This is a genomic window from Knoellia locipacati, from assembly GCF_044791685.1.
In the GTDB taxonomy this organism is placed as follows: Bacteria; Actinomycetota; Actinomycetes; order Actinomycetales; family Dermatophilaceae; genus Knoellia; species Knoellia locipacati_A.
The window spans coordinates 2,921,960-2,942,052 of record NZ_CP087730.1 but is presented as its reverse complement, the minus strand read 5'-3'; the positions used below and the strand labels follow the sequence as shown (position 1 = coordinate 2,942,052).

The following is a 20,093-nucleotide window of genomic DNA, read 5'->3' as shown; positions in this document are numbered from 1 at the left end:
TCCCTTTCCGCACAACCAAGGAGTACAACCATGGGTATCGGAGACAAGATCGACAACATGACTGACGACGCCGCCGGCAAGGCCAAGGAGGCCACCGGCAAGGCGACGGACGACGAGCGTCTCGAGGCCGAAGGCCGCGCGGACCAGTCGGAGGCCGACATCAAGCAGGCCGGCGAGAAGATCAAGGACGCGTTCAAGAACTGAGCCGCCCCGCGGCATACGCGAAGGCCGGTCCTCCACAAGGAGGGCCGGCCTTCGTCGTGAGGTCGTCGAGCGTGGGTCGCTCAGCCGACCGCCTCGAGCAGCGCCTTGGTGAACGCGGGGATGTCGTCGGGGTTGCGGCTCGTGATGAGGTTGCCGTCGACGACGACCTCCTCGTCGCGCCACGTGCCCCCGGCGTTGCGGATGTCGGTCTGCAGGCTGGGCCACGATGCGAGCGTGCGCCCGTCCACGACGCCCGCCTCGACGAGGGTCCAGGGCGCGTGGCAGATGGCCGCGACCGGCTTGCCGGACTCGACGAAGGCCTTGATGAAGGCCACCGCGTCGGCGTCCATGCGCAGGGCGTCGGGGTTGGCGACGCCACCGGGCAGGACGAGTGCGTCGTAGTCGTCGACCGAGGCGTCCTTGACGAGGCCATCGACCGGGCGGGTCTCGGCCTTGTCGAGGTGGTCGAACGTCTGGACCGTCCCTGGCTCGGTGCTCAGGAGGGTGGCTGAGTGCCCCTCCCCCGTCACGGAGTCCCAGGGGTCGGTGAGCTCAACCCGTTCGATGCCTTCGGGTGCAGTCAGAAACGCGATCTTCTTGTTGGCCATACCCTCAGGCCATCACGGATGCCACAGACGCGCCACCTCCCTTGGGATGAAGCGGACGACCGCTCGCGGAAGGCGGAGTGCGAACCTGCGAGCGCGCCGGGTAGCGGGGCGGAGCGCGAACCTGCGGGCGCGCCGCCCGGCTGGGTCTGGCGGGAGCGGGAGTGGCGATCCTGCGGAGCGAGAACCTTCGGGCGCGCCGCCGGCTGGGCCTGGCGGGAGCGCGAGCGCGCTCAGCGCGCGAACGGCGGATGGGACAGCGGCGCGACGGCAGTTCGCGCGACGCACGGCAGTTCGCGCGACGAGCGGCTACCAGGAGCCCCCGCCACCCCCGCCGCCACCACCACCGGAGAACCCACCACCGCCCGAGAACCCTCCACCGCCGAGGCCGGAACCGCCGGACGACCCCGGCGTCGAGACGAACGTGCCAGCGGCCTGGGTCGAGAACGAGTCCATGCTCGAGGCCACGTGGCCGAAGTTCCAGCCGGTGATCGGGCCGGCATACCAGGTCGGCGCCGCGATGACGTGTCCCGCCGCGGCAGCCGCGGTGGCGACCTCCTCGAACACCGAGGCCCAGCGGTCGGCGAGCCCAAAGACGATGGCGTAGGGCAGGAACGTCGAGAAGACGTCCTGCGCCTCCTCCCAGCGGATCTGGTTGGCCTCCGCCGTCGCGATGTAGCGCTCGAAGCCTTGGGCCTGGGCGAGGACGGCACTGCCCTCGGCCGTGCGGGAGGCCATGCTCCGCCCGAGGAACTGGACGATGAGTCCGGTGACGACGAGCCCGATCCCGAAGATCCAGCCCTTCGCGACGAGCGCGCCGCCGCCGAGGGACCCCAGCCCGGCGGTGCCGAAGAAGAGCGCGACGACGCCGACACCCATGAGCAGGAAGCCGAGCCCCACCCAGCCCGCGCGCTGCGCGTCCGGAGAGCGCCGGAACCAGTGGCGCTGCACGGACTCGGTGTACATCATCCCCTGCACCTGCTTGAGGGTGCTGGCGAAGGTGTTCTTGAGCGCCGACAGCCGGGTCTCGTCGCCCGCGGCGAACACGCCGTCGAGCAGCCGCTGCTCGTAGGGCGACAGCGCCGGCGCGCCGGCCGGCGGGGTCGTGCGGCGCAGCAGCCAGTCATCGCTGCGGAAGCGCCCACGCTCCTCGTTGGTGATCGTGAGGTGGCCGTGGACGGCGAGGTCGATGAGGGTCGCGGTGACGTCGACGACGTCGGCCTTCTCGTCCATGATCGTGCCGACCATCCCGGGCTGGACGCCCGGCGGCGGGTGGAACTGGACCGCAATCGTCGGCGCGCTCCCCCGCACCACCGGCGCGCTCTCGCCCACGCCCGGTGAGAGTCCGGGCGTGAGGCCGGCGTAGACCTCGTCGCGACCCCGCGTCCAGACGAGCAGGCCCATGAGGCCGCCCGCGAGCAGCGGCAGGAGAACCCCACCTCCGGCCAACGCCGCCCCGAGGTAGCGCGACTGCGAGTCCGTGAGTGACGGGCCGGGGTCGTAGCCGCCGCCGAAGCTCCCGTCGTCCCCCGTCTCCCGCAGGTCCGGGGTGAGGTCACCGAAGGCGGTCCGTGGCCAGGACACCACGATGGTCGCGCCCTGGCCCGGCTCGATGTCGGGGATCGTGAAGCTCGAGGTCGCCCCGGCGGTGCCGGTGCAGGTCGTGTCCTCCTGGAGCGCGCCGTAGTAGCAGGCGACCTGCGTCGCGGGCACCGGTCCGGTGACGTCGGCGGTGACGTTGCGGTAGACGTACTCGTTCGAGGGGTCGATGTGGTTGTAGTAGAACTCCGCGGTGCCGTCGCCGATGTCGTTGACGACGTTGGCGAGGGTGTAGGACAGGACGTACTCGTGGACGCCCTCGACCGTCTCGTCGGCGCTGCCGATCCGCACCTGCTCGTAGGCGCCGAAGTCCGAGATGTCGGTGTCGGTCGGTGCCCCCGTCGGCGAGCTGACCTCGACGTCGGACAGCTCGTAGTGGCGGTACTGGGTCGTCGAGTCCTGGTAGCCCGCGCGGGTCTGGATGGTCCGGTAAATCCCGTGCCGTTCCTCGCCCTCCGGGAAGTCCCAGCGGATGCGCTGGGTGACGCGCATCGACCCGTCCGGCTGCACGGCGTACCGGACGTTGAAGGAGGCGGCGTCGTCGTCCATCGGGAGGAACCCAACGACCGAGGAGGGTGGGGAGGCCGAGGCGGGAGCCGCCAGGAGGGCCGCAGCCGGGAGGGTGATGCACGCGCAAGCGGCGAGGGCCGCCATCATGCTCCGAAGCCGACCCGTCACGAACTACCCCCTGTTGGCGCCGAGCGCACGCTCGGTCTCACGACGATCCTGGCGCTCACGCAGTGCGTGCCGCTTGTCGTACTCCTTCTTGCCCTTGGCGATCGCGATCTCGACCTTTGCGCGCCCGTCCTTGAAGTACAGCTGGAGCGGGACGATCGTGTGGCCGCTCTCGCGCGTCTTGTGGGCGATGCGGTCGAGCTCCTTGCGGTTGAGCAAGAGTTTGCGGCGGCGGCGCGGTGTGTGGTTGGTCCACGTGCCCGAGACGTACTCGGGGATGTGGACCCCCTCGAGCCACAGCTCGTCGCCGGTGAAGCTCGCCCAGCCGTCGACGAGGCTCGCGCGCCCCATGCGCAGCGCCTTGACCTCGGTGCCCATGAGCACGAGGCCGGCCTCGAAGGTGTCCTCGATGGTGTAGTCGTGGCGAGCCTTGCGGTTGCTCGCGATGAGCTTGCGCCCGTCATCCTGCTTCTTTGCGGCACCCTTGGCCACGGCGCTCACCTCCTCGAGTCGTGCGACACGCTACTTCAGCGTATGCCGTCCGCGCGCCTGCCTTTGCGCCGCCCGCCGTGGGCGGCTCAGAGGTAGTTGCGGGGGTCGACGAACGACCCGTCCTCGTAGACCTCGAAGTGCAGGTGGCACCCGTTGGAGTTGCCGGTGCTGCCCTCGTAGCCGACGACCGTGCCCCGTGACACGCGCCCACCGTGGGTGCGGATCCGCTCGAGGTGGTTGTAGGTGGTCGTGAGGTGCACGCCGCCGATGACGCCGTGGTCGACGATGACGCGGTTGCCGTAGCCGCTGTTGTAGCCGGACTCGATGATGGTGCCGGCCGCCGCCGCCTTGATCGGTGTGCCGCACGGCGCGGCGTAGTCACGGCCGCTGTGCAGGCGCCAGACGTGCTGGATCGGGTGGAAGCGCATGCCGTACTCGGAGCTGATCCAGCCCTCGGTCGTCGGCGCGCTGAGGGGACCACTGCTCGACGAGCTGCCCCCGCTGGAGCCGCCCGAGCTGGATCCGCTCCTGGGCTTGTTGGCCTTGTTGCGGGCGGCGCGGGCAGCCGCCTCGGCCTTGGCCTTGCGGTTGGCGGCGGCGCGGATCTTGGCGGCCCGCAGGGCTGCCGCGGCCCGGGCCCGGATCACGGCGCCGAGGCGGGCCGACTCGGCGTGGGCAGCGGCAAGGCGGGCGTTCTCGGCGACGGACTTGGCCTTGACCGACGCCGCCTGCTGGGCCTGCTTGGCCGCGAGGGCGTCGAGGGCGGCCTTGGCCGCGGTGGCCCTGTCGCGCGCCGTGTTGGCGGCGACGAGGGTGGCCTCGGCCTTGCGCTTGGCCTTCTCGGAGTCGACTCGCAGGGCGGAGAGGTGGTCCTCCTGCGCCGTCTGGCTCGCCTTGGCGGTGGCAAGCTTGACCATGGACTGGCCCTGGAGGTCCATGACGGTGCCGATGAGCGCGATCCGGTCGGCGAACTGCTGCGGCGAGGTCGAGGTCATCGCCATGTCCAGCTCGCCGAAGCCCTGCTCCTGGTAGATCTGCGCGGCGAACTGGGCGACCTGGCCGCGGCTGTCGCGGATCTCCTTGGTCGTCGCGGCGAGCTCGTCCTGGGCCTTGGTCTCGTTGGCCTGCGCGACCTCGAGCTCCTGCGCGGCGATCGCGTTGGCCGTCTCGGCACGCGACGCGGCCGCCTGCGCCTGGGTCAGGGCGGCCTGCGCTCCCGGGAGCTGCCCCTGCGTCGTCCGCAGCGCGATGTAGGCCTCGGCGAGATCGGCGTTGGTCTCGTGCAGGTCCTCGCGGAGCTGGTCGATCTGCGCGTCGACCTTGCGCTTCTGGCTGTTGGGGTTCGGGTCGGCGCCGGGATGTGCCGAGACCGGAGCCACGAGGGCGAGCGAGCACAGCACCGCCACCGACAGGCCGGCGGCGCGGCGGGCGGGGGTGGTGCGGGGCGCAGGGGTTCGCCACATGGTCACCATTGGTAACACGAGTCACCTCCGTTTGGGAACATCCCGCGCCCAGTTGTCCTGTGGATTTCTCGTGCACGCTCGCTCAGGAGCCGCCGAGAACCTCCCAATCGTCGCGGACGGAGGTGCTGCTCCGCTGGAGAACGGCGGTTCCGGGACTCTGGGGCGGGTCAGACGCGCAGGTAGCGGCGCAGGGTGATGACGCTCGTGACCACCGCGATGAGGATGACCCCACCGAAGAGCCACGGCGTCAGCGCCCAGACGTCCCCGGCCCCGATGAGCGCCTTGTTGAGCACCACCTGGTTGAAGCCGGCGTTGAAGATCAACCGCAACCCGACCCACAGCATCCCGACCGCGAGGGCGACGCCGACGGCGGCCACGACGAGCATCTCGATGATGAACGGCATGCGGATCGTCCAGTTCGATGCTCCGACGAGCCGCATGATGCCGATCTCGCGGCGTCTGATGAACGCCGCCTGCCGGATCGTCGTCGCCATGAGCAGGGCGGCACAGATGACCATCAGCCCGGCGAGGAACACGGAGAAGCCGGTGATCCAGTTGATGATCTGGAAGAAGCGTTTGAGGACCTTCTCCTGGTCCTGGACGCTCGCCACCCCCGGCGCACGTTCGAACTGGCTGGTGACGACGGCATACTTCGTCGGGTCGGACAGCTGGACGCGGAAGCTCTGCGGGATGTCACCGAGCTGGACGTTCCCCGTGATCGGGCTGTTGCGGAACTGGTCCTTGAAGCGCTCGAAGGCCTCCTCCTCGGACTCCTGGAAGACCTCCTTGACCTCGGGCATGGCCCGCAGCTGGGTCTCGATGCTCTGCTGCTGCGCCTCGGTGGCGGCCTGGCCCTGGCAGTTGGGCTGGAGCGAGTTGTCCGTGCAGAGGTAGATCGAGACCTGGATGCGGTCGTACCAGTAGCCCTTCATGGTGTCGGCCTGTCGCTGGGCCAGCAGGCCCAGTCCGAGCAGGAACATCGACACCATCGTCACGAGGATGACCGAAAGGGCCATCGACAGGTTGCGGCGCAGGCCGGACCAGACCTCGCCGGCGATGAAGCCAGCCCTCATCGCTCCTCCCCCCCGAACCGCTCCGGGTCGAGGTCACCGATCTCCTCGGCCACCTCGACGTCCTCGACGGCATCCGGGTCGACCACCGGCGAGGTGTCCTCGGCGGCGACGGGAGCGAGGTAGGTGCCGTGCTGCTCGTCGCGCACGAGGTGTCCCTCGTCGAGCTGGACGACGCGACGACGCATCTGGTTGACGGTGTCGGCGTCGTGCGTCGCCATGACGACCGTCGTCCCGGTGCGGTTGATGCGGTCGAGCAGGTGGACGATGTCGAGGCTGATCTTGGGGTCGAGGTTGCCCGTGGGCTCGTCACACAGCAGGATCTGCGGCTTGTTGACGACGGCGCGCGCGATGGCCACGCGCTGCTGCTCGCCTCCGGACAGCTGGTGCGGCAGGCGCTTGCCCTTGCCCTCGAGCCCGACCATCTCGAGCGTCTCGGGGACGAGCTGGCGGATGGCCGACGAGGGCTTGCCGATGACCTGGAGGGCGAAGGCGACGTTCTGGTCGACGGTCTTGCCCGGCAGCAGGCGGAAGTCCTGGAACACCGCACCGATCTCGCGGCGGAAGCGCGGGACCTTGCGCGCGGACAGCGAGCCGAGGTCCTGGCCCGCCACGAGCACCGTCCCGGACGTCGCCCGCTCTTCTCGCAGCGCGAGGCGCAGCATCGTGGACTTGCCGGAGCCCGAGGGCCCCACGACGAAGACGAACTCGCCGCGCTCGATGTTGACGTTGACGTCGTCGAGAGCTGGACGGGTCGACCTCGGGTAGACCTTGGTGACGTTGTCGAAGCGAATCATCGCTGGGGGGAGGCCTCACGGCTCGGGGGCAGGATCCACGTCGAGCATAGGTTCCGCACCTGTGCCGGCGTGGCACCACCGCCAGAGACGGCGTGTGACCCTGCCCGGATTGCACCATGTCCCCCGGGACAGCCGAGCGGTACGACATGGGGATCTCACCGCCAAGCGGGATCGCACAGGCCTTGGGGCCCCGCGCATCCCCGCTCCTGCGGGTGAGGGAGGCGGGAGCCTCGACCTCGGCGCGCTGAAGGGCCGGCCCTCACGATCGTGCGTCATGCCTATGGCGACAGCACCGGCTACATCTTCGTCGTCGCCGCGGTCATCACGGTCGTCACCCTGGTGCGGTGGCGTTCGTGCCGCACACGCCCCTGCGCACGACCGTCGCGATGCACGACGAGAAGGACCCCTCGGGATCGAGCATCCCGTCGACTGAACGAGCACAGCCACCGCTCGTTGCCGATCGAGAGAAGACGACGTCCCGCTCCCCTCCGGTGGAAGCGGGACGTCGTCCCCTCTCGACTGGTTGCTCCGACGTCAGAGGGCGCAGGTGTGGAGCAGGTCCCCTGAGGTCGGCCGCGGGACGGTCGCGTCGGCGGGCGGCGCGGTGCCGTCCTCGACCCAGGCCGTCAGGGCGTCGAAGCCGGTGCGGGCGCACGGCAGGAGCGGGCGCAGCCTGTCCGGGAACGCCGGAACGAGCGCATCGGTGTGGGTCCCGTCGGCGACGCGGTAGTAGCGGTGCATCGCACCGGCTCCCGCGTCCTCGACGAGCTCGTCGTAGACGTCCGAGTCCGTGCCGATCGGCAGCAGGGTGTCCATCGTCCCGTGGACGGTGATGAGCGGCTTGCCGATCCTGCCGGTGAGCTCGACGGAACGCATCGCCTCCTTGACCTCGGCCGGACGACTCGCGTAGTCGTAGTCGGCGTCGCACTGCGGCGTGCCGCTGGCGCAGTAGGGCGTCCCCGCCTTCGTGGCACCGTCGAACTCCGGGTCGAACTCCTCGCGGTAGATCCGCTGCGTGAGGTCCCAGTAGACCTGGTGGTGGAACGGCCACAGGAACTCGCTGCCCGGGGCGAAGCCGGCCGCGATCATCGCGGCGTGCGCCTCGGGACTGCCGGTCGCGGCATACGAGGGGTAGTGCTTGAGCGCCGTCGGGAGGTAGGTGAGCAGGTTCGGTCCGTCGGCCCGGAAGAGCGTGCCCTCCCAGTCGAGACCGCCGTCGTAGAGGTCGGGACGGTTCTCGAGCTGCCAGCGGACGAGGTAGCCGCCGTTGGAGATGCCGGCCATCCATGTGCGCTGCGGGGCCTTGGCGCTCACCTGCCTGAGCACCTTCTTGGTGGCGAGCGTGAGCTCGGTGACGCGCGAGTTCCACTCTCGGACACTGCCGCCCGGAGTGGAGCCGTCGTCGAAGAAGTTGAGGCCGATGTTGCCCTTGTCGGTGCTCGCGAACGCGTAGCCCTGGGCGAGCACCCAGTCGGACCAGATGAAGTCGTTGGCGTACTGGGTGCGGTTGCCCGGCGCGCCGGTGACGACGAGCCCGCCGTTCCAGTCGTCCGGGATGCGGATGACGAACTGGCTGTCGTGGTTCCAGCCGTTGTTGGTGTTCGTCGTCGAGGTGTCGGGGAAGTAGCCGTCGACCTGGATGCCCGGGACCCCGGTCGGGTTGACCGTGCCGGGCGTGTGCAGGCCGGCGTAGTCAGCCGCTCGGGTGTGCCCGGAGGCGACGGTACCGGCCGTGGTGAGGTCGTCGAGGCAGGCGACCTTCTGCATCTCGGCGCCGGGCACCGCGATCTTGGACTGGCGGGCGCAGTGCCCACCGCCGGGCTTGTCGGTCTGCTTGTCGGCCGAGGCCTGTGGGGCAGCGACCGTGAGGGTGGCTGCCGCGGCGAGGGCGGCCACGGCCGCCAGAACTGTGCGAGGAGACGTCGTTGTCGGGCGCATGGGGGTCAGCATCCACGCGGCGGGCCTCCGCTCCCATGTGCCGTGGACCCACTCCCCCGACGGGCGCGTGTGCGCTCGTCCCGCTCAGCGCTGGGCGGAGTAGAGGATGTCGCGCAGGGTGCGGGTCACGAGGTCGGCAGCGGCGAGCGCGTCGTCCTTCGGCAGGTATGCCGTGTCGGTCACGTCGTCGGGGTACCACCGGTTCCAGACCCTCTCCTCCATGGAGATCGGACCGGGACGGCGCCATCCGAGGGCCTCCAGGGCGGCGTCCTCGGGCTCGGTGAAGAAGAACAGGCCACCGAAGTCCTCACTGCCGACCATCTCGACCACGGCGTGGTGCTCGTCGCGGCGCACCCGCACCCACGGCTCGACGTCCTCGTAGCGGGCAGGGATGAGGCCGAACGCCCGGGCCTTGCGCACCTGGTGCGGCCGGGCGAGCTCCGGGACCGTGATGGTCACGTCCTCGCCGTCGTCGAGCGAGCGGATCCGGGCCGCGAGGTCACGCGACCAGGCAGCCCAGTCGTCCGGCCCCTCGGAAGGGAGCTGCACGGCATACGTCATGTCTGTTCGTCCTGAATCGCGCTGTCCCGCAGGGGAACTCAGGCCTCGGCCTTGCGCTCGGCGATCTGCCAGCGGATACCGGCCTCGATGAAGCCGTCGATGTCGCCGTCGAAGACCGCAGACGGGTTGCCCGTCTCGAACTCGGTCCGGAGGTCCTTGACCATCTGGTACGGGTTGAGGACGTAGGACCGCATCTGGTCGCCCCACGACGCCTTGACGTCACCGGCCATGTCCTTGCGGACGGCGGCCTCCTCGGCGCGCTTGAGGAGGAGCAGCCTCGACTGCATGACGCGCAGGGCGGCGGCGCGGTTCTGGATCTGGGACTTCTCGTTCTGCATCGAGACGACCGTGCCGGTCGGGATGTGCGTCATGCGCACGGCCGAGTCGGTCGTGTTGACCGACTGGCCACCGGGGCCGGAAGAGCGGAACACGTCGATCTTGAGGTCGTTGTCGGGGATCTCGATGCTGTCGGTCCCCTCGATGAGCGGGATGACCTCGACGGCGGCGAAGCTCGTCTGGCGACGGCCCTGGTTGTCGAACGGGCTGATTCTGACGAGGCGGTGGGTGCCGCCCTCGACCGAGAGGTTGCCGAAGGCGTACGGCACGTTGACCTCGAAGGTCGCGGACTTGATGCCGGCCTCCTCGGCGTAGGACGTGTCCATGACCTTGGTCGGGTAGCCGTGGCGCTCGGCCCAGCGCAGGTACATGCGCATGAGCATCTCGGCGAAGTCGGCGGCGTCGACGCCACCGGCGCCGGAGCGGATCGTCACGACGGCCTCGCGCTCGTCCCACTCACCGCTGAGCAGGGTGCGGACCTCGAGCTCGCCGACGGCCTTCTTGACCTTGACGAGCTCCTTCTCGGCCTCGGCGAGGGTCTCGGCGTCGTTCTCCTCCTGGCCCATCTCGACGAGGGCCTCGAGGTCGTCGACGAGGGTGTCCATGCCGGTGACCCGCTCGTACTCGGACTTGGCGCGGGAGAGCGCGGAGGTGACGGCCTGCGCCTTCTCCTGGTCGTCCCAGAGGTCGGGGGCCGCGACCTGCGTCTCGAGGTCGTCGATGCGCGCCTGGAGCGCGGTCAGGTCGGTGACGTCACGCACGGACGTCATCGTCGTGCGCAGGTCCTTGATCTCTTGCTGGAAGTCGGTGGCCACGAGAGCCAAGCCTACGTGCCCGTATGCCGTGCGCTCACCGCGCGCAGCCGTCGGCACCCTCGTCCGGCCGCGCCCGAGGGGTGGTCCCGGGTGGCCGACCCTGCTCCGGCCACCCGGCACCGTCCCCGCTGGTCACATCTCGAACTCGACTCCGCAGGTGTCGTAGGCACCGAGGATGGCACCGCCGTAGGCCGGGAAGATGTGGTCGATGCCGCGGCCGTCGTCGACGTTGCCGCCACCGATCACCCCGTCCTTGCCTGCGCGGATCTTGATCGTGAAGGACTCGGGGACTCCGCTCTCCGCGAGCTCGGCGAGCACACACTCGCCCGCTGCCGCGTCGTACATGCCGTCCGCCACCTCCTCGGCGATGATGTCGGCCACCACGAGGGTGAACCAGGCCTGGGACTTCGAGCCGGCCATCGTGTTGCCCTGCTCGGAGCGGTTCGCGTTGAAGCACTCGTGGGCAGCGGCGGTGGTGGCGGTGGCCAGGCCGAGGGCTGCGGTCAGCGCGACGGACTTGACCAGGCGTGAGGCGAAGTGATGCATGACGGATCCCCTTCTGGAGCACCGCCGTGGTGACGGGAGCGCCACCTGCGTATCCGACAGAGCTCCTGTCGGCTGAGTGTTCTCCTCGGCCCTGCCGGCTGTCCGGGGAATGGTGCCGAATCCGGTGACACGAGCGGATGAACTTTCGCTCGCCCGGACGGGCTATTGCTTTCGACCAGGGAGCGTCCGGTCGAGGACGACGGCGCCCCGGGTGAGCGCCAGAAGGAGGACGGCCACGCCCGCGCAGGCGAGCAGCGCCTGGGGGTATCCGTGGAGCCCGACGTCGAGGAACGGGTACGGGTACCAGCCGGCCGAGGCGCCGCGGACCAGCGTGTAGGCGAGCCACGCGACCGGGTAGACCAGCGAAGGCAGCAGCAGCCGGCTCTCCGCCCTGCCCCGCGGACCGAACGCGAGCCAGCCGACCACCGCGAGCACCGGGACGACGACGTGAAGCAGCTTGTCGGCGACGTAGTCGGCGCCGCTCAGGTCGAGCAGCGGCCGGAGCAGGAACCAGTGCACGAGTCCGGTCACGGTGATGCCGACGATCGCGTTGAGCCGCAACACCTTCCACCACGTCGGGTAGGCGTTCTGGCCGAGCGCCAACGAGGTCGTGGTGAGGGCCACGAGCAGGTTGGTGAGCACCGTGAAGTAGGAGATGAACCGGACGAGCCGGGTGCCGAGCGCAGGCGGCGTGACCTCGTCGAGGACCACTCCCCCACGCACCACGAGGACGAGCTGGAGCAGCAGCGCTGCCCACGCAACGACGGCGGTGAGGATGTGCCAGGAGCGGGCCAGCCGCGCGGTGTCCACCGGCTCATCATGGCCCCCTGCCGGCGCCGGAGCCCGCAACCACGTCGAATGTGAGCGAGCCCTCCAGTCAGTCGAGGTCGGCCCGAGCTCTCGACGCGACGGTGATCGTGACGCCGTCACCGAGCAGCCACCCCACCAGGGGGACCTTCGCGACGCAGGACATCTGGACGACGGCGAGCTCGCCGTCGGGCGTGCCGCTGTCGGCGCCGAGCCCCCACGTCACCATGGTCTGGGGCACGGGTCGCCTCGCGACATAGTCGGCCGCGGCCTCGCGGACGGTGGTGTCGCTCAGCGGGACCGCGTCGCCGACACCCCTTTGGTATGCCGTGTCGTCCAGTGCGTTCGCAGCCGCCAGCGCCGCGCCGTCTGCCACGTCGAGCAGCTGCATCCGCGACAGGTGCACCGAGGTCACGGCGACGACCCCGGTGACGAGCAGGGTGCAGACCATCGTCAGGACGAGGATGAGGAGCATGACTCGGCCTTCCTCGTCGCGCCGAGGCCCGCTGTGCCGCAGTGGGATCGGTCCGGGAGCAAGCCGGGTACTCATGGTGCGCCCCGGAAGCGGTCGACCGTCGAGAGGTGGCTCGCGGTGAGCGGGATCTCCAGCGGCACGACGTCACGGGCGAAGGCCGGGATGAGCGGCAGCGGCACGGTGACGCGGGTCGTGGTCTCGACGCGGGCGTCGGGGGTCAGGCAGGGCGAGGTCGAGCAGGTGATGTCGAGCGAGCCCATCCCCCCGAAGCCTTGGTCACCGAACGCGACCTCCGACGCTGCCCTGGCCCGAGCCGCGGCGTCCTCGCCCGCCGCTGCGGTGACGAAGGCCCGGCCCGCCTCACGCGCTGCCGTGGTCACGGCATACGAGCCCGCCTGGACCCGAGCCAACGACATCACGAGGTAGACCAACGGCACCATCATGAGGACCCCGAGGAAGACGAACTCGACGATCGCGCTCCCCTCCTCACCTCGCACGCGCGTCCACCGCGCCCGCCAGCTCACTGTCGCTCCAGGAACGCACGGCCGGTGACGTCGAACCGACCATCCGGGCCGAGCAACCCGATGACCGGGAACGGTGCTCGCACGTGGACCTCGACGACCTGCACTCCCCCGACCGTGTGGGTGCCGACCGTGACGTCCTCGGCATAGGCGTCGGACAACGAGGCCGCGATGAGCTCGCGGGTCCGCCCGGCGCCCAGGCCCGGGTCGGCGTCCGCCCGGGCTCCCAGTCGGGCGCCCTCGCTCGCGCACGAGATGAGGGTGTTGCGGATGTGCAGGACGAGCCCGAGCTGGAACACCGCCAGGAAAAGGAACACGACGAGCCCCGAGACCATGACGAACTCCGCCACGGCCGACCCGCGCTCGCCGCGACGGGCGAACCGGCTCACGTCACCGTCCGACGCTGCTCATCGCGCGCTGGAACATCGCCTGGAGCTGGTCCTCGGCGACCGTCCAGATGACCGCCACGAGCCCCGCCGTCATCAGGGTGATGAGGACCCAGCCCGGGACGTCACCGCGTTCGCGGCGCCGAACGGCCCCGTCGACAAGGTCTTGGGCCGCCAGCTGTGCCCGGACGAGAGATCGAGTGATCGTGTGCATGGCCATGCCTTTCGGAAGGTGTCACATCGTGAAGTTGAGGAACGAGAAGCCGGGGAACACGGCGAACAGGACTGTCACGGGGAGCACGAGAAAGACGACGGGCACCATCATGAGAATCTCCTTCTTGCCCCCGGCCTCCATGACGAGGCGTCGTCCCTCCTCGCGCACGTCCTGGGCCTGGGCCCGCAGGACGTCGGCGAGCGGGGTGCCGCGCTCAACGGCGATGACGATGCCGTCGACGAACCGGGTGAGGCTCATCAGGCCGGTCCGGTCGGCGAGCCCCTGCAGGGCGACCGGCAGGCTGGCACCGGCTCGCGCATCGGCGAGGCACCGGCGCAGCTCGTCGGAGAGCTCCCCGCGTGAGAGGCGGCAGACCCGTTCGAGCGCACCCACTGCGCCCTCGCCCGCGCCGACGGCCAGAGCGAGCAGCTCGGCCACGGTGGGGAACTCAGCGAGCATCCGCTGCTCGCGCCTGGTGGCACGGTGGCTGAGGAACCAGTCGGCTCCTGCAAACCCGGAGACGGCGCCGATGCCGGTGAGCAGCACGACGAGGACCGGGCTCGACCCGCGAGTCAGCGCCGAGAGCGTCCCGAGCGCCAACATCAGTGAACCGCCGCTGACACCCCAGATCACCTGCTGGGCCCGGAACCGTTCGACGTCCGGCGCGAGACCGGCCCGCAACAGCCGCTGGCGCACCGATGCGGCGCCGCCCATGAGTCGCTCGACGTGCCCGCCGAGCTCACCGACGAGCGGCGCGAAGAGCGTGGCGACGACCCCCTTGGCCGGCGTGTCGTTCGTGAGGAGGTTCGAGGGCCGCGGCGTGTCCTTGAGGTAGGGAAGAACCCGGCCAGCGAGTCCAGCCTGTCGATGCCGCGGCAGGCCGCGCCAGACCAGCAGCAGGCCGAGACCCGTCAGCAGGCCGAGCACGGCACCCGAGCGCGCGAGGTCGGTCATCGCAGCACCCGTTCGTCCTCGGGCAGGCGGCCGATGCGCAGCATGAGCCAGTAGGCGACACCGGTGACGACCGCGCCGCCGAGGAGCACCATCGCCCCTGTCGCCGAGGAGTACGCCTGGACCGACTCGGGCCGCGTGGACAGCATCGCGAGGACGATCCAGGGAGCGGCGACCGCGAGGCGCGCGGCGCTGACCGTCCACGACTGGCGCGTCTCGAGCTCGGACCGAGTGCGTGAGTCCTCACGCAGGAAGACCGACAGGGTTCGCAGCAGCCGACCGAGGTCGCTGCCGCCGACCTCGCGGGCGATCCGCAGGGACTCTATGAGCCGGTCCCCGACGGGGTCGCTCAGGCGCTCCTTGAGCCGGTCGAGGCAGTCGTGGAACCGGCCCGTGATGCGGTAGTCCTGCGCGAACGCCTGGAATGCCGGTCGCAGCTCCTCGGGTCCGCGCACCCCGAGCTGCGACACCGCCTCCGGGAGCGACATGCCCGCCCGCACCGCCGAGGTGATGTTGTCGACGGCGTCGGGCCACAGGTCACGGAGCCGGTTGCGTCGCTGGCGGGCGCGCATCCGCACCAACGCGTACGGCGCCCACGCCGCCATGAGAGCGAAGCAGAACGCGATCGCCGGAACGCCGACCACGGCATACACGAAGAGGAAGACGAGCAGGAGCGCTGCCGAGCAGCCGACGAGGAGCGTGCGCGGAGTGATCGTCGGGTAGCCGGCTTGCACGAGGTCGTCCCGCAGGCGGCGGATGAGCGCAGGCGGCTCCGGCTGCCGGTCCGGGTCCACCTCGCGCACCCAGAAGCTCCACCAGATGCAGAACAGCCCGGTGCCGAACAGGAGGCCAAGGGCGATCCCGGTCACGCCGGCGCCTGAGCGAGCAGAGCGGGCAGGTCGTAGCCGGCGCGCTCGAAGCGGTCTCGGTGTGGCGGGTAGCCGTCGGCCCGCACGAGCTCGCCACCACGCTGGACGAAGAGGTCGGCGATCTCGACGACGTCGCCCTCGACCCGGCCCGGCACCGCGGCGATCTCGCGGACGCGCCTCGTCCCGTCGCGTTCCAACGCCGCGTGCACGACGATGTCGATCGAGCCTGCGACCGTCGGCACGACGAAGCGGGACCCGACGTTCTCACCTGCGAGCAGGGGCAGGGTGCACATCTTGGTGATCGCCTCACGCGCGCTGTTGGCATGGATCGTGCACATGCCGGGTAGTCCGCTGTTGAGGGCGATGAGCAGGTCGAGACTCTCGGCCTGACGCACCTCACCGACGATGATCCTCGAGGGGCGCATGCGCAGCGCCTCCTTGACGAGTCGGCGCAACGGCACCTCGCCCGTGCCCTCGAGCGAGGGCTGGCGGCACTGCATCGACGCGACGTCACGCAGCGGGATCTTGAGCTCGAAGACCTCTTCACAGGTGACGACCCGCTCACGCGCCGGGATGGCCGCCGCCAGGCAGTTGAGCATGGTCGTCTTGCCTGCTTGGGTTCCGCCAGCCACGAGCACGTTGAGACCGGAGGCGACCGCGGCCTCGAGGAACGTCGCCGCCTGGCGGGTCATCGTGCCGAGGCGGACGAGGTCGTCGAGGTTGTCGGCCTTGACGATGAACTTGCGGACGTTGACGTGCCAGTGCTCGCGGGTGATGTCGGGGATGACGACGTGCAGGCGCGATCCGTCGGGAAGCACCGCGTCGACGAACGGGCTGGAGAGGTCGACGCGCCGCCCGGAGGACTTGAGCATCCGCTCGACGAGGTCGCGCACCTCGTCGCTCGTCAGGAGCGTGGTCGTCAGCTCCGGCACGCCACCGCGGGCGATGAACACCCGAGTGGGCTCGTTGATCCAGATCTCCTCGACGGTCGGGTCGTCGAAGTACTGCTGCAACGGACCGAAGCCGGCGACGGTGTCCCACACCGACTTCTCGGCCTTGTTCACGTCGCTGAGGACCGGCATGCCGCCGTGCATCGAACGCTGGTCGTAGTCGGCGACGGCGTCGCGCACGAGTCGCTGGACGGCCTTGGGGTCGCGGGCGGGGTCGAGCCCCGATCGCCGGATGAGCTCACGAACTTCCACCTCGACGGTGCGCACGGCATCCATCCCCGGCCCCCTTCCTCCTCTGAAACGCGCCGGCCACCCCGACCCACGCGCTGGTCTCCACCTGATGCCGACGACCTCGGCAGCAGCCATGGAAGCAGAACCCGCCACGAGGGCCGGAGAGTTTTCCACAGCTCCCCCGAGCGCATCCCAGACAGAGGGTAGCCAGCCGCGTGAACCCCCACCACTCGAGAACCGTTGGACACATCGAGCCGTCGCCACGCCACCCAAGCGCGATCGAGATGACTAGGGTTTGAAGGCATGGGTCGACCAACGGAGGTCACACGGTCCGGCGACGGCGTCGAACGGACCGTGCCACCGGACCCCAGCGACCCGAGAAACCTCAAGGACCGCGAGGACCGCGAGGACCCAAACGCTCGCGAGGACGCCGACGACCCGGCTCTCACGACCGAACGCACGGCCAACGTCGACGAGCTCATCGGCGAGTACGACGAGGAGCGCCCCGGCCGCCGCCTCTCCCCCCGGCTCGACCACGTGCTCACCGCAGTCTGCTTCGCGGTGTCGATGTTCGTGCTCTACCAGGTGTTCTCGCCGCTGCGGCAGGGCGGGCAGTACTACCTCATCCTCTTCCTCGCGGCCGTTCTGCCGCTGGTCTTCGTCTGCTACCGCGCGACCCGCCGCCGCGGAGCACGCACCCGCACCACCCAGCCCGACGGCAGCCAGGGCGACGACAACCCGGGCATCCTCGACTGGGCCCTTGCAGCCCTCGCGCTCATCGTCTGCCTCTACCCCGTGCAGCCGTTCACCATCGGCGACGGCGGTGGCGGCTTCAACGCCTTCCTCGACCGCCAGGGCTCGCTCGGCGCGGTCGACGTCGCCATGGGCACCCTCCTCATGCTCCTCATCCTCGAGGCCTGCCGGCGCACCACCGGCCTCGTCCTGCCCATCGTCTGCGCCGTGTTCTTCGCCTTCGCCTACTACGGCGGCTTCCTTCCTGTCTCGTGGACCCTCAGCCACGCGGGCATGAACTTCGGCGACATCATCAACGGCTTCTACAACGACGCGTCCGGCTTCTTCGGCATCCCCCTCGACGTGGCCGCGACGTACATCGTCCTCTTCACGATCTACGGCGCCGTCCTCGAGGCGACCGGGGCAAGCCGCTTCTTCATCGACATCTCGTTCGCCGCGTTCCGCAAGAGCTCGTCGGCACCGGGCCGCACCGTCGCCCTGAGTGGCTTCCTCCTCGGCACCGTCAGCGGCTCGGGCACCGCAACCGCCGTGAGCCTCGGGTCGGTCTCGTGGCCGATCCTCAAGAAGGCCGGCTACCCCCGCGAGGCCGCCGGCGGCATGCTCGCCGCGGCCGGTATCGGCGCGATCCTCTCGCCCCCGACCCTCGGCGCGGCGGCGTTCATCATCGCCGAGTACCTCGGGGTCAACTACCTCCAGGTCCTCTTCTGGGCCACTGTCCCGACGCTCCTCTACTACCTCGGGATCATCCTCGCCGTGGAGATGGACGCCCGGAAGTTCGGCGCCCACGAGGTCCACATCGCCACCCGCAGCGCCCTCCAGCTGCTCCTGCGGTTCGGCTACCACTTCCTCTCGCTCTTCGTCATCGTCGCCTTCCTCGCACTGGGCATCCCGCCGTTCAAGGCGGTCGTCTACGCGACCGCGGTCGCCGCGCTCTTCGGTCTCGTCGAGCGCCTCGTCTCCGGTCGCGACCCGCTCGACCCCGACGCCGAGCGCTGCCCGCTCCCCGAGGCCATGCGCCTGTATGCCGTGGAGCTCTATCGCGGTCTCGCCATGGGTGTGCGTTCGGTCCTGCCCGTCGCGTCCGTCTGCGCCGCGGCCGGCATCATCACCTCGGTCATCGTCAAGACCGGCATCGGGCAGTCGCTGGCCTCGATGCTCGTCTCGGCGGCGCAGGCGATCACGAGCAACGAGACCGGGGTCCTCGTCCTCACCGCCGTCTTCGCAGCCGTTGCCATCGCCGTGCTCGGCCTCGCCGTCCCGGTCACCGCGTCGTTCATCATTGCGTGGGTCGTCATCGGCCCCGCACTGCAGACCCTCGGCGTCAGCGCCCCCGAGACGGCGATGTTCATCTTCTACTACGCCGTCCTCTCCGAGGTGTCCCCGCCGACCGCCCTCGCCGCCGTCGCCGCGTCGGCCATCACCGGCGGCGACGCCATCAAGACGATGTGGCACGCGTGGAAGTACACCCTCCCGGCCTTCCTCGCCCCGCTCGCGTTCGTCATCACCGACAACGGCTCGCACCTGCTCATGCAGGGCGACGTCCTGTCGATCATCTGGACGACGCTCGTGTCGATGCTCGCCGTCGCCGCCCTCGCGCTCGTCACCGGTGGCTGGCTCTTCGGTCCCGTCAAGCCCGTCGTCCGGGCCCTCTGCATCCCTGCCGCCGGCCTCCTGCTCTACCTGCAGCCGTTCTCGATCGGGGTCGGCCTCGTCTTCCTCGTCGCCGCCGTGGCCCTCGCGTGGTTCACGAAGGCGAGCCCACGGCATACGCCCACAGCTGACGCACGCACCACAACACTGGAGGAAAAAGCATGAGTCGCAACAGAGTTCGCACATCCGTCGTCGCGGTCGCCGCCACGGCCGCGCTCGCCCTCGCGGGGTGCGGTGGCAAGCAGGACCGCACGAGCGACACCGCGGCGAGCGGCTCGGCGGGGGGTGACGGCTGCACCGCGAGCGCCGGGCAGATCACCATCGCGACGGGCAACAGCACGGGCGTCTACTACGCCCTCGGCGGTGGACTCGCCCAGGTGATCAGCGCCAACACCGAGCTCAAGGCGACCGCGGCCGAGACCGGGGCGTCGGTGCAGAACATCCAGCAGCTCGTCGACAAGAAGTACGACATCGCGTTCTCGCTCGCCGACACCGCCGCCGACGCCGTCACCGGCAAGGGCGCGTTCGAGGGTAAGCAGGCCGACGTCAAGGCGCTCGCGCGGATCTACTCGAACTACACCCAGGTCGTCGTCTCCAAGAAGTCCGGCATCACCAAGGTCGAGGACTTCAAGGGCAAGCGTATCTCCACAGGGTCGCCGAAGTCGGGCACCGAGGTCATGGCCAACCGGCTCATTAAGGCTGCGGGGCTCGACCCGGCCAAGGACGTGCAGGCGCAGCGGCTCGACCTCACCAAGACGGTCGACGCCATGAAGGACGGCAGCATCGACGGGCTCGTGTGGTCCGGCGGCCTGCCCACGGGCGGCATCACCGACCTCATGACGGCGATGAAGGATCAGGTGCAGTTCGTCGACATCACCCCCCTGCTGCCGAAGCTCAAGGAGGTCAACGAGGTCTACGCCGAGGACGTCATCCCCGCCGCGACCTACAAGACGGCGGCCGACGCCAAGACGATCGTCGTGCCCAACCTTCTGCTCGTCCGCTCGGACATGTCCGACGCCAACGCGTGCGCCCTGACCAAGGTGCTCTTCGACAAGAAGGCAGACCTCGAGAAGGTGCACCCGGCAGCCAAGGACCTCGACCCGGCGACGGCGAAGGAGTCCGCACCCGTCGAGCTGCACCCCGGCTCGCAGAAGGCTCTGGACTCCCTCGGCTGAGCGCGGCTCC

21 protein-coding genes are annotated in these 20,093 nt (G+C 69.9%); 3 read left to right on the top strand and 18 right to left on the bottom strand.

Features of this window, described 5'->3' with window-relative positions:
• Positions 1-30 precede the first annotated feature (30 nt).
• Positions 31-204, top strand: a complete 174-nt coding sequence (locus LL946_RS13755) for a CsbD family protein (protein ID WP_404381560.1) — start codon at positions 31-33, stop codon at positions 202-204.
• Between the two features lie 80 nt (positions 205-284).
• On the opposite strand, the gene LL946_RS13750 is transcribed toward LL946_RS13755, so the two are convergent.
• The 18 genes from LL946_RS13750 to LL946_RS13665 form a co-directional block, all read right to left on the bottom strand.
• Positions 285-812 (bottom strand): type 1 glutamine amidotransferase domain-containing protein, encoded by a 528-nt coding sequence (locus tag LL946_RS13750; RefSeq protein WP_404381558.1) that lies wholly within the window; start codon positions 810-812, stop codon positions 285-287.
• A 306-nt stretch (positions 813-1,118) separates the two neighbouring features.
• A complete protein-coding gene (locus LL946_RS13745) occupies positions 1,119-2,957 on the bottom strand; it encodes a DUF2207 domain-containing protein (RefSeq protein ID WP_404381556.1) in 1,839 nt (612 codons plus the stop codon).
• Positions 2,958-3,089: 132 nt separating this feature from the next.
• Positions 3,090-3,584, bottom strand: coding sequence for an SsrA-binding protein SmpB (gene smpB / locus LL946_RS13740; protein WP_404381554.1), 495 nt, complete (start codon positions 3,582-3,584; stop codon positions 3,090-3,092).
• A gap of 77 nt (positions 3,585-3,661) precedes the next feature.
• Entirely contained in the window at positions 3,662-5,038 is a 1,377-nt protein-coding gene (locus tag LL946_RS13735) for a peptidoglycan DD-metalloendopeptidase family protein (protein WP_404381552.1), read from the bottom strand.
• Between the two features lie 167 nt (positions 5,039-5,205).
• Positions 5,206-6,111: a permease-like cell division protein FtsX gene (ftsX, locus tag LL946_RS13730; protein WP_404381550.1), complete on the bottom strand. Its 906-nt coding sequence runs from the start codon at positions 6,109-6,111 to the stop codon at positions 5,206-5,208.
• Entirely contained in the window at positions 6,108-6,905 is a 798-nt protein-coding gene (gene ftsE / locus LL946_RS13725; protein WP_404381548.1) for a cell division ATP-binding protein FtsE, read from the bottom strand. Before ftsE ends, ftsX begins: the two co-directional genes overlap by 4 nt.
• A gap of 534 nt (positions 6,906-7,439) precedes the next feature.
• Positions 7,440-8,843, bottom strand: coding sequence for a 3-hydroxybutyrate oligomer hydrolase family protein (locus LL946_RS13720; RefSeq protein ID WP_404381546.1), 1,404 nt, complete (start codon positions 8,841-8,843; stop codon positions 7,440-7,442).
• An 84-nt stretch (positions 8,844-8,927) separates the two neighbouring features.
• Complete coding sequence (locus tag LL946_RS13715; RefSeq protein ID WP_404381544.1) at positions 8,928-9,404, bottom strand: TY-Chap domain-containing protein; 477 nt, start codon at positions 9,402-9,404, stop codon at positions 8,928-8,930.
• Positions 9,405-9,442: 38 nt separating this feature from the next.
• Entirely contained in the window at positions 9,443-10,555 is a 1,113-nt protein-coding gene (prfB, locus tag LL946_RS13710; protein WP_404381542.1) for a peptide chain release factor 2, read from the bottom strand.
• A gap of 132 nt (positions 10,556-10,687) precedes the next feature.
• Positions 10,688-11,101 (bottom strand): hypothetical protein, encoded by a 414-nt coding sequence (locus LL946_RS13705; RefSeq protein WP_404381540.1) that lies wholly within the window; start codon positions 11,099-11,101, stop codon positions 10,688-10,690.
• Between the two features lie 162 nt (positions 11,102-11,263).
• Positions 11,264-11,911 carry a Pr6Pr family membrane protein gene (locus LL946_RS13700; protein WP_404381538.1) on the bottom strand — a complete coding sequence of 216 codons (648 nt, stop codon included), beginning with the start codon at positions 11,909-11,911 and terminating at the stop codon, positions 11,264-11,266.
• Between the two features lie 67 nt (positions 11,912-11,978).
• Entirely contained in the window at positions 11,979-12,383 is a 405-nt protein-coding gene (locus LL946_RS13695) for a pilus assembly protein TadG-related protein (RefSeq protein WP_404381536.1), read from the bottom strand.
• A gap of 71 nt (positions 12,384-12,454) precedes the next feature.
• Positions 12,455-12,880: a TadE family protein gene (locus LL946_RS13690; RefSeq protein ID WP_404381534.1), complete on the bottom strand. Its 426-nt coding sequence runs from the start codon at positions 12,878-12,880 to the stop codon at positions 12,455-12,457.
• 23 nt (positions 12,881-12,903) lie between these two features.
• Entirely contained in the window at positions 12,904-13,293 is a 390-nt protein-coding gene (locus LL946_RS13685) for a TadE family protein (RefSeq protein WP_404381532.1), read from the bottom strand.
• A 1-nt stretch (position 13,294) separates the two neighbouring features.
• Positions 13,295-13,504 carry a hypothetical protein gene (locus LL946_RS13680; protein ID WP_404381530.1) on the bottom strand — a complete coding sequence of 70 codons (210 nt, stop codon included), beginning with the start codon at positions 13,502-13,504 and terminating at the stop codon, positions 13,295-13,297.
• A 21-nt stretch (positions 13,505-13,525) separates the two neighbouring features.
• Positions 13,526-14,458 (bottom strand): type II secretion system F family protein, encoded by a 933-nt coding sequence (locus LL946_RS13675; RefSeq protein ID WP_404381528.1) that lies wholly within the window; start codon positions 14,456-14,458, stop codon positions 13,526-13,528.
• Positions 14,455-15,324 carry a type II secretion system F family protein gene (locus LL946_RS13670; RefSeq protein ID WP_404381526.1) on the bottom strand — a complete coding sequence of 290 codons (870 nt, stop codon included), beginning with the start codon at positions 15,322-15,324 and terminating at the stop codon, positions 14,455-14,457. The genes LL946_RS13675 and LL946_RS13670 overlap by 4 nt, the downstream gene beginning before the upstream one ends.
• Positions 15,321-16,550, bottom strand: coding sequence for a CpaF family protein (locus LL946_RS13665; RefSeq protein ID WP_404381524.1), 1,230 nt, complete (start codon positions 16,548-16,550; stop codon positions 15,321-15,323). The genes LL946_RS13670 and LL946_RS13665 overlap by 4 nt, the downstream gene beginning before the upstream one ends.
• A 258-nt stretch (positions 16,551-16,808) precedes the next feature.
• Here LL946_RS13665 and LL946_RS13660 point away from each other — a divergent pair, with 258 nt between their 5' ends.
• Together LL946_RS13660 and LL946_RS13655 are read left to right on the top strand one after the other, a co-directional pair.
• Complete coding sequence (locus LL946_RS13660; protein WP_404381522.1) at positions 16,809-19,073, top strand: TRAP transporter permease; 2,265 nt, start codon at positions 16,809-16,811, stop codon at positions 19,071-19,073.
• On the top strand, positions 19,070-20,083 hold the full coding sequence (locus LL946_RS13655) for a TAXI family TRAP transporter solute-binding subunit (protein WP_404381520.1): 1,014 nt from the start codon (positions 19,070-19,072) through the stop codon (positions 20,081-20,083). Before LL946_RS13660 ends, LL946_RS13655 begins: the two co-directional genes overlap by 4 nt.
• Positions 20,084-20,093 lie beyond the last annotated feature (10 nt).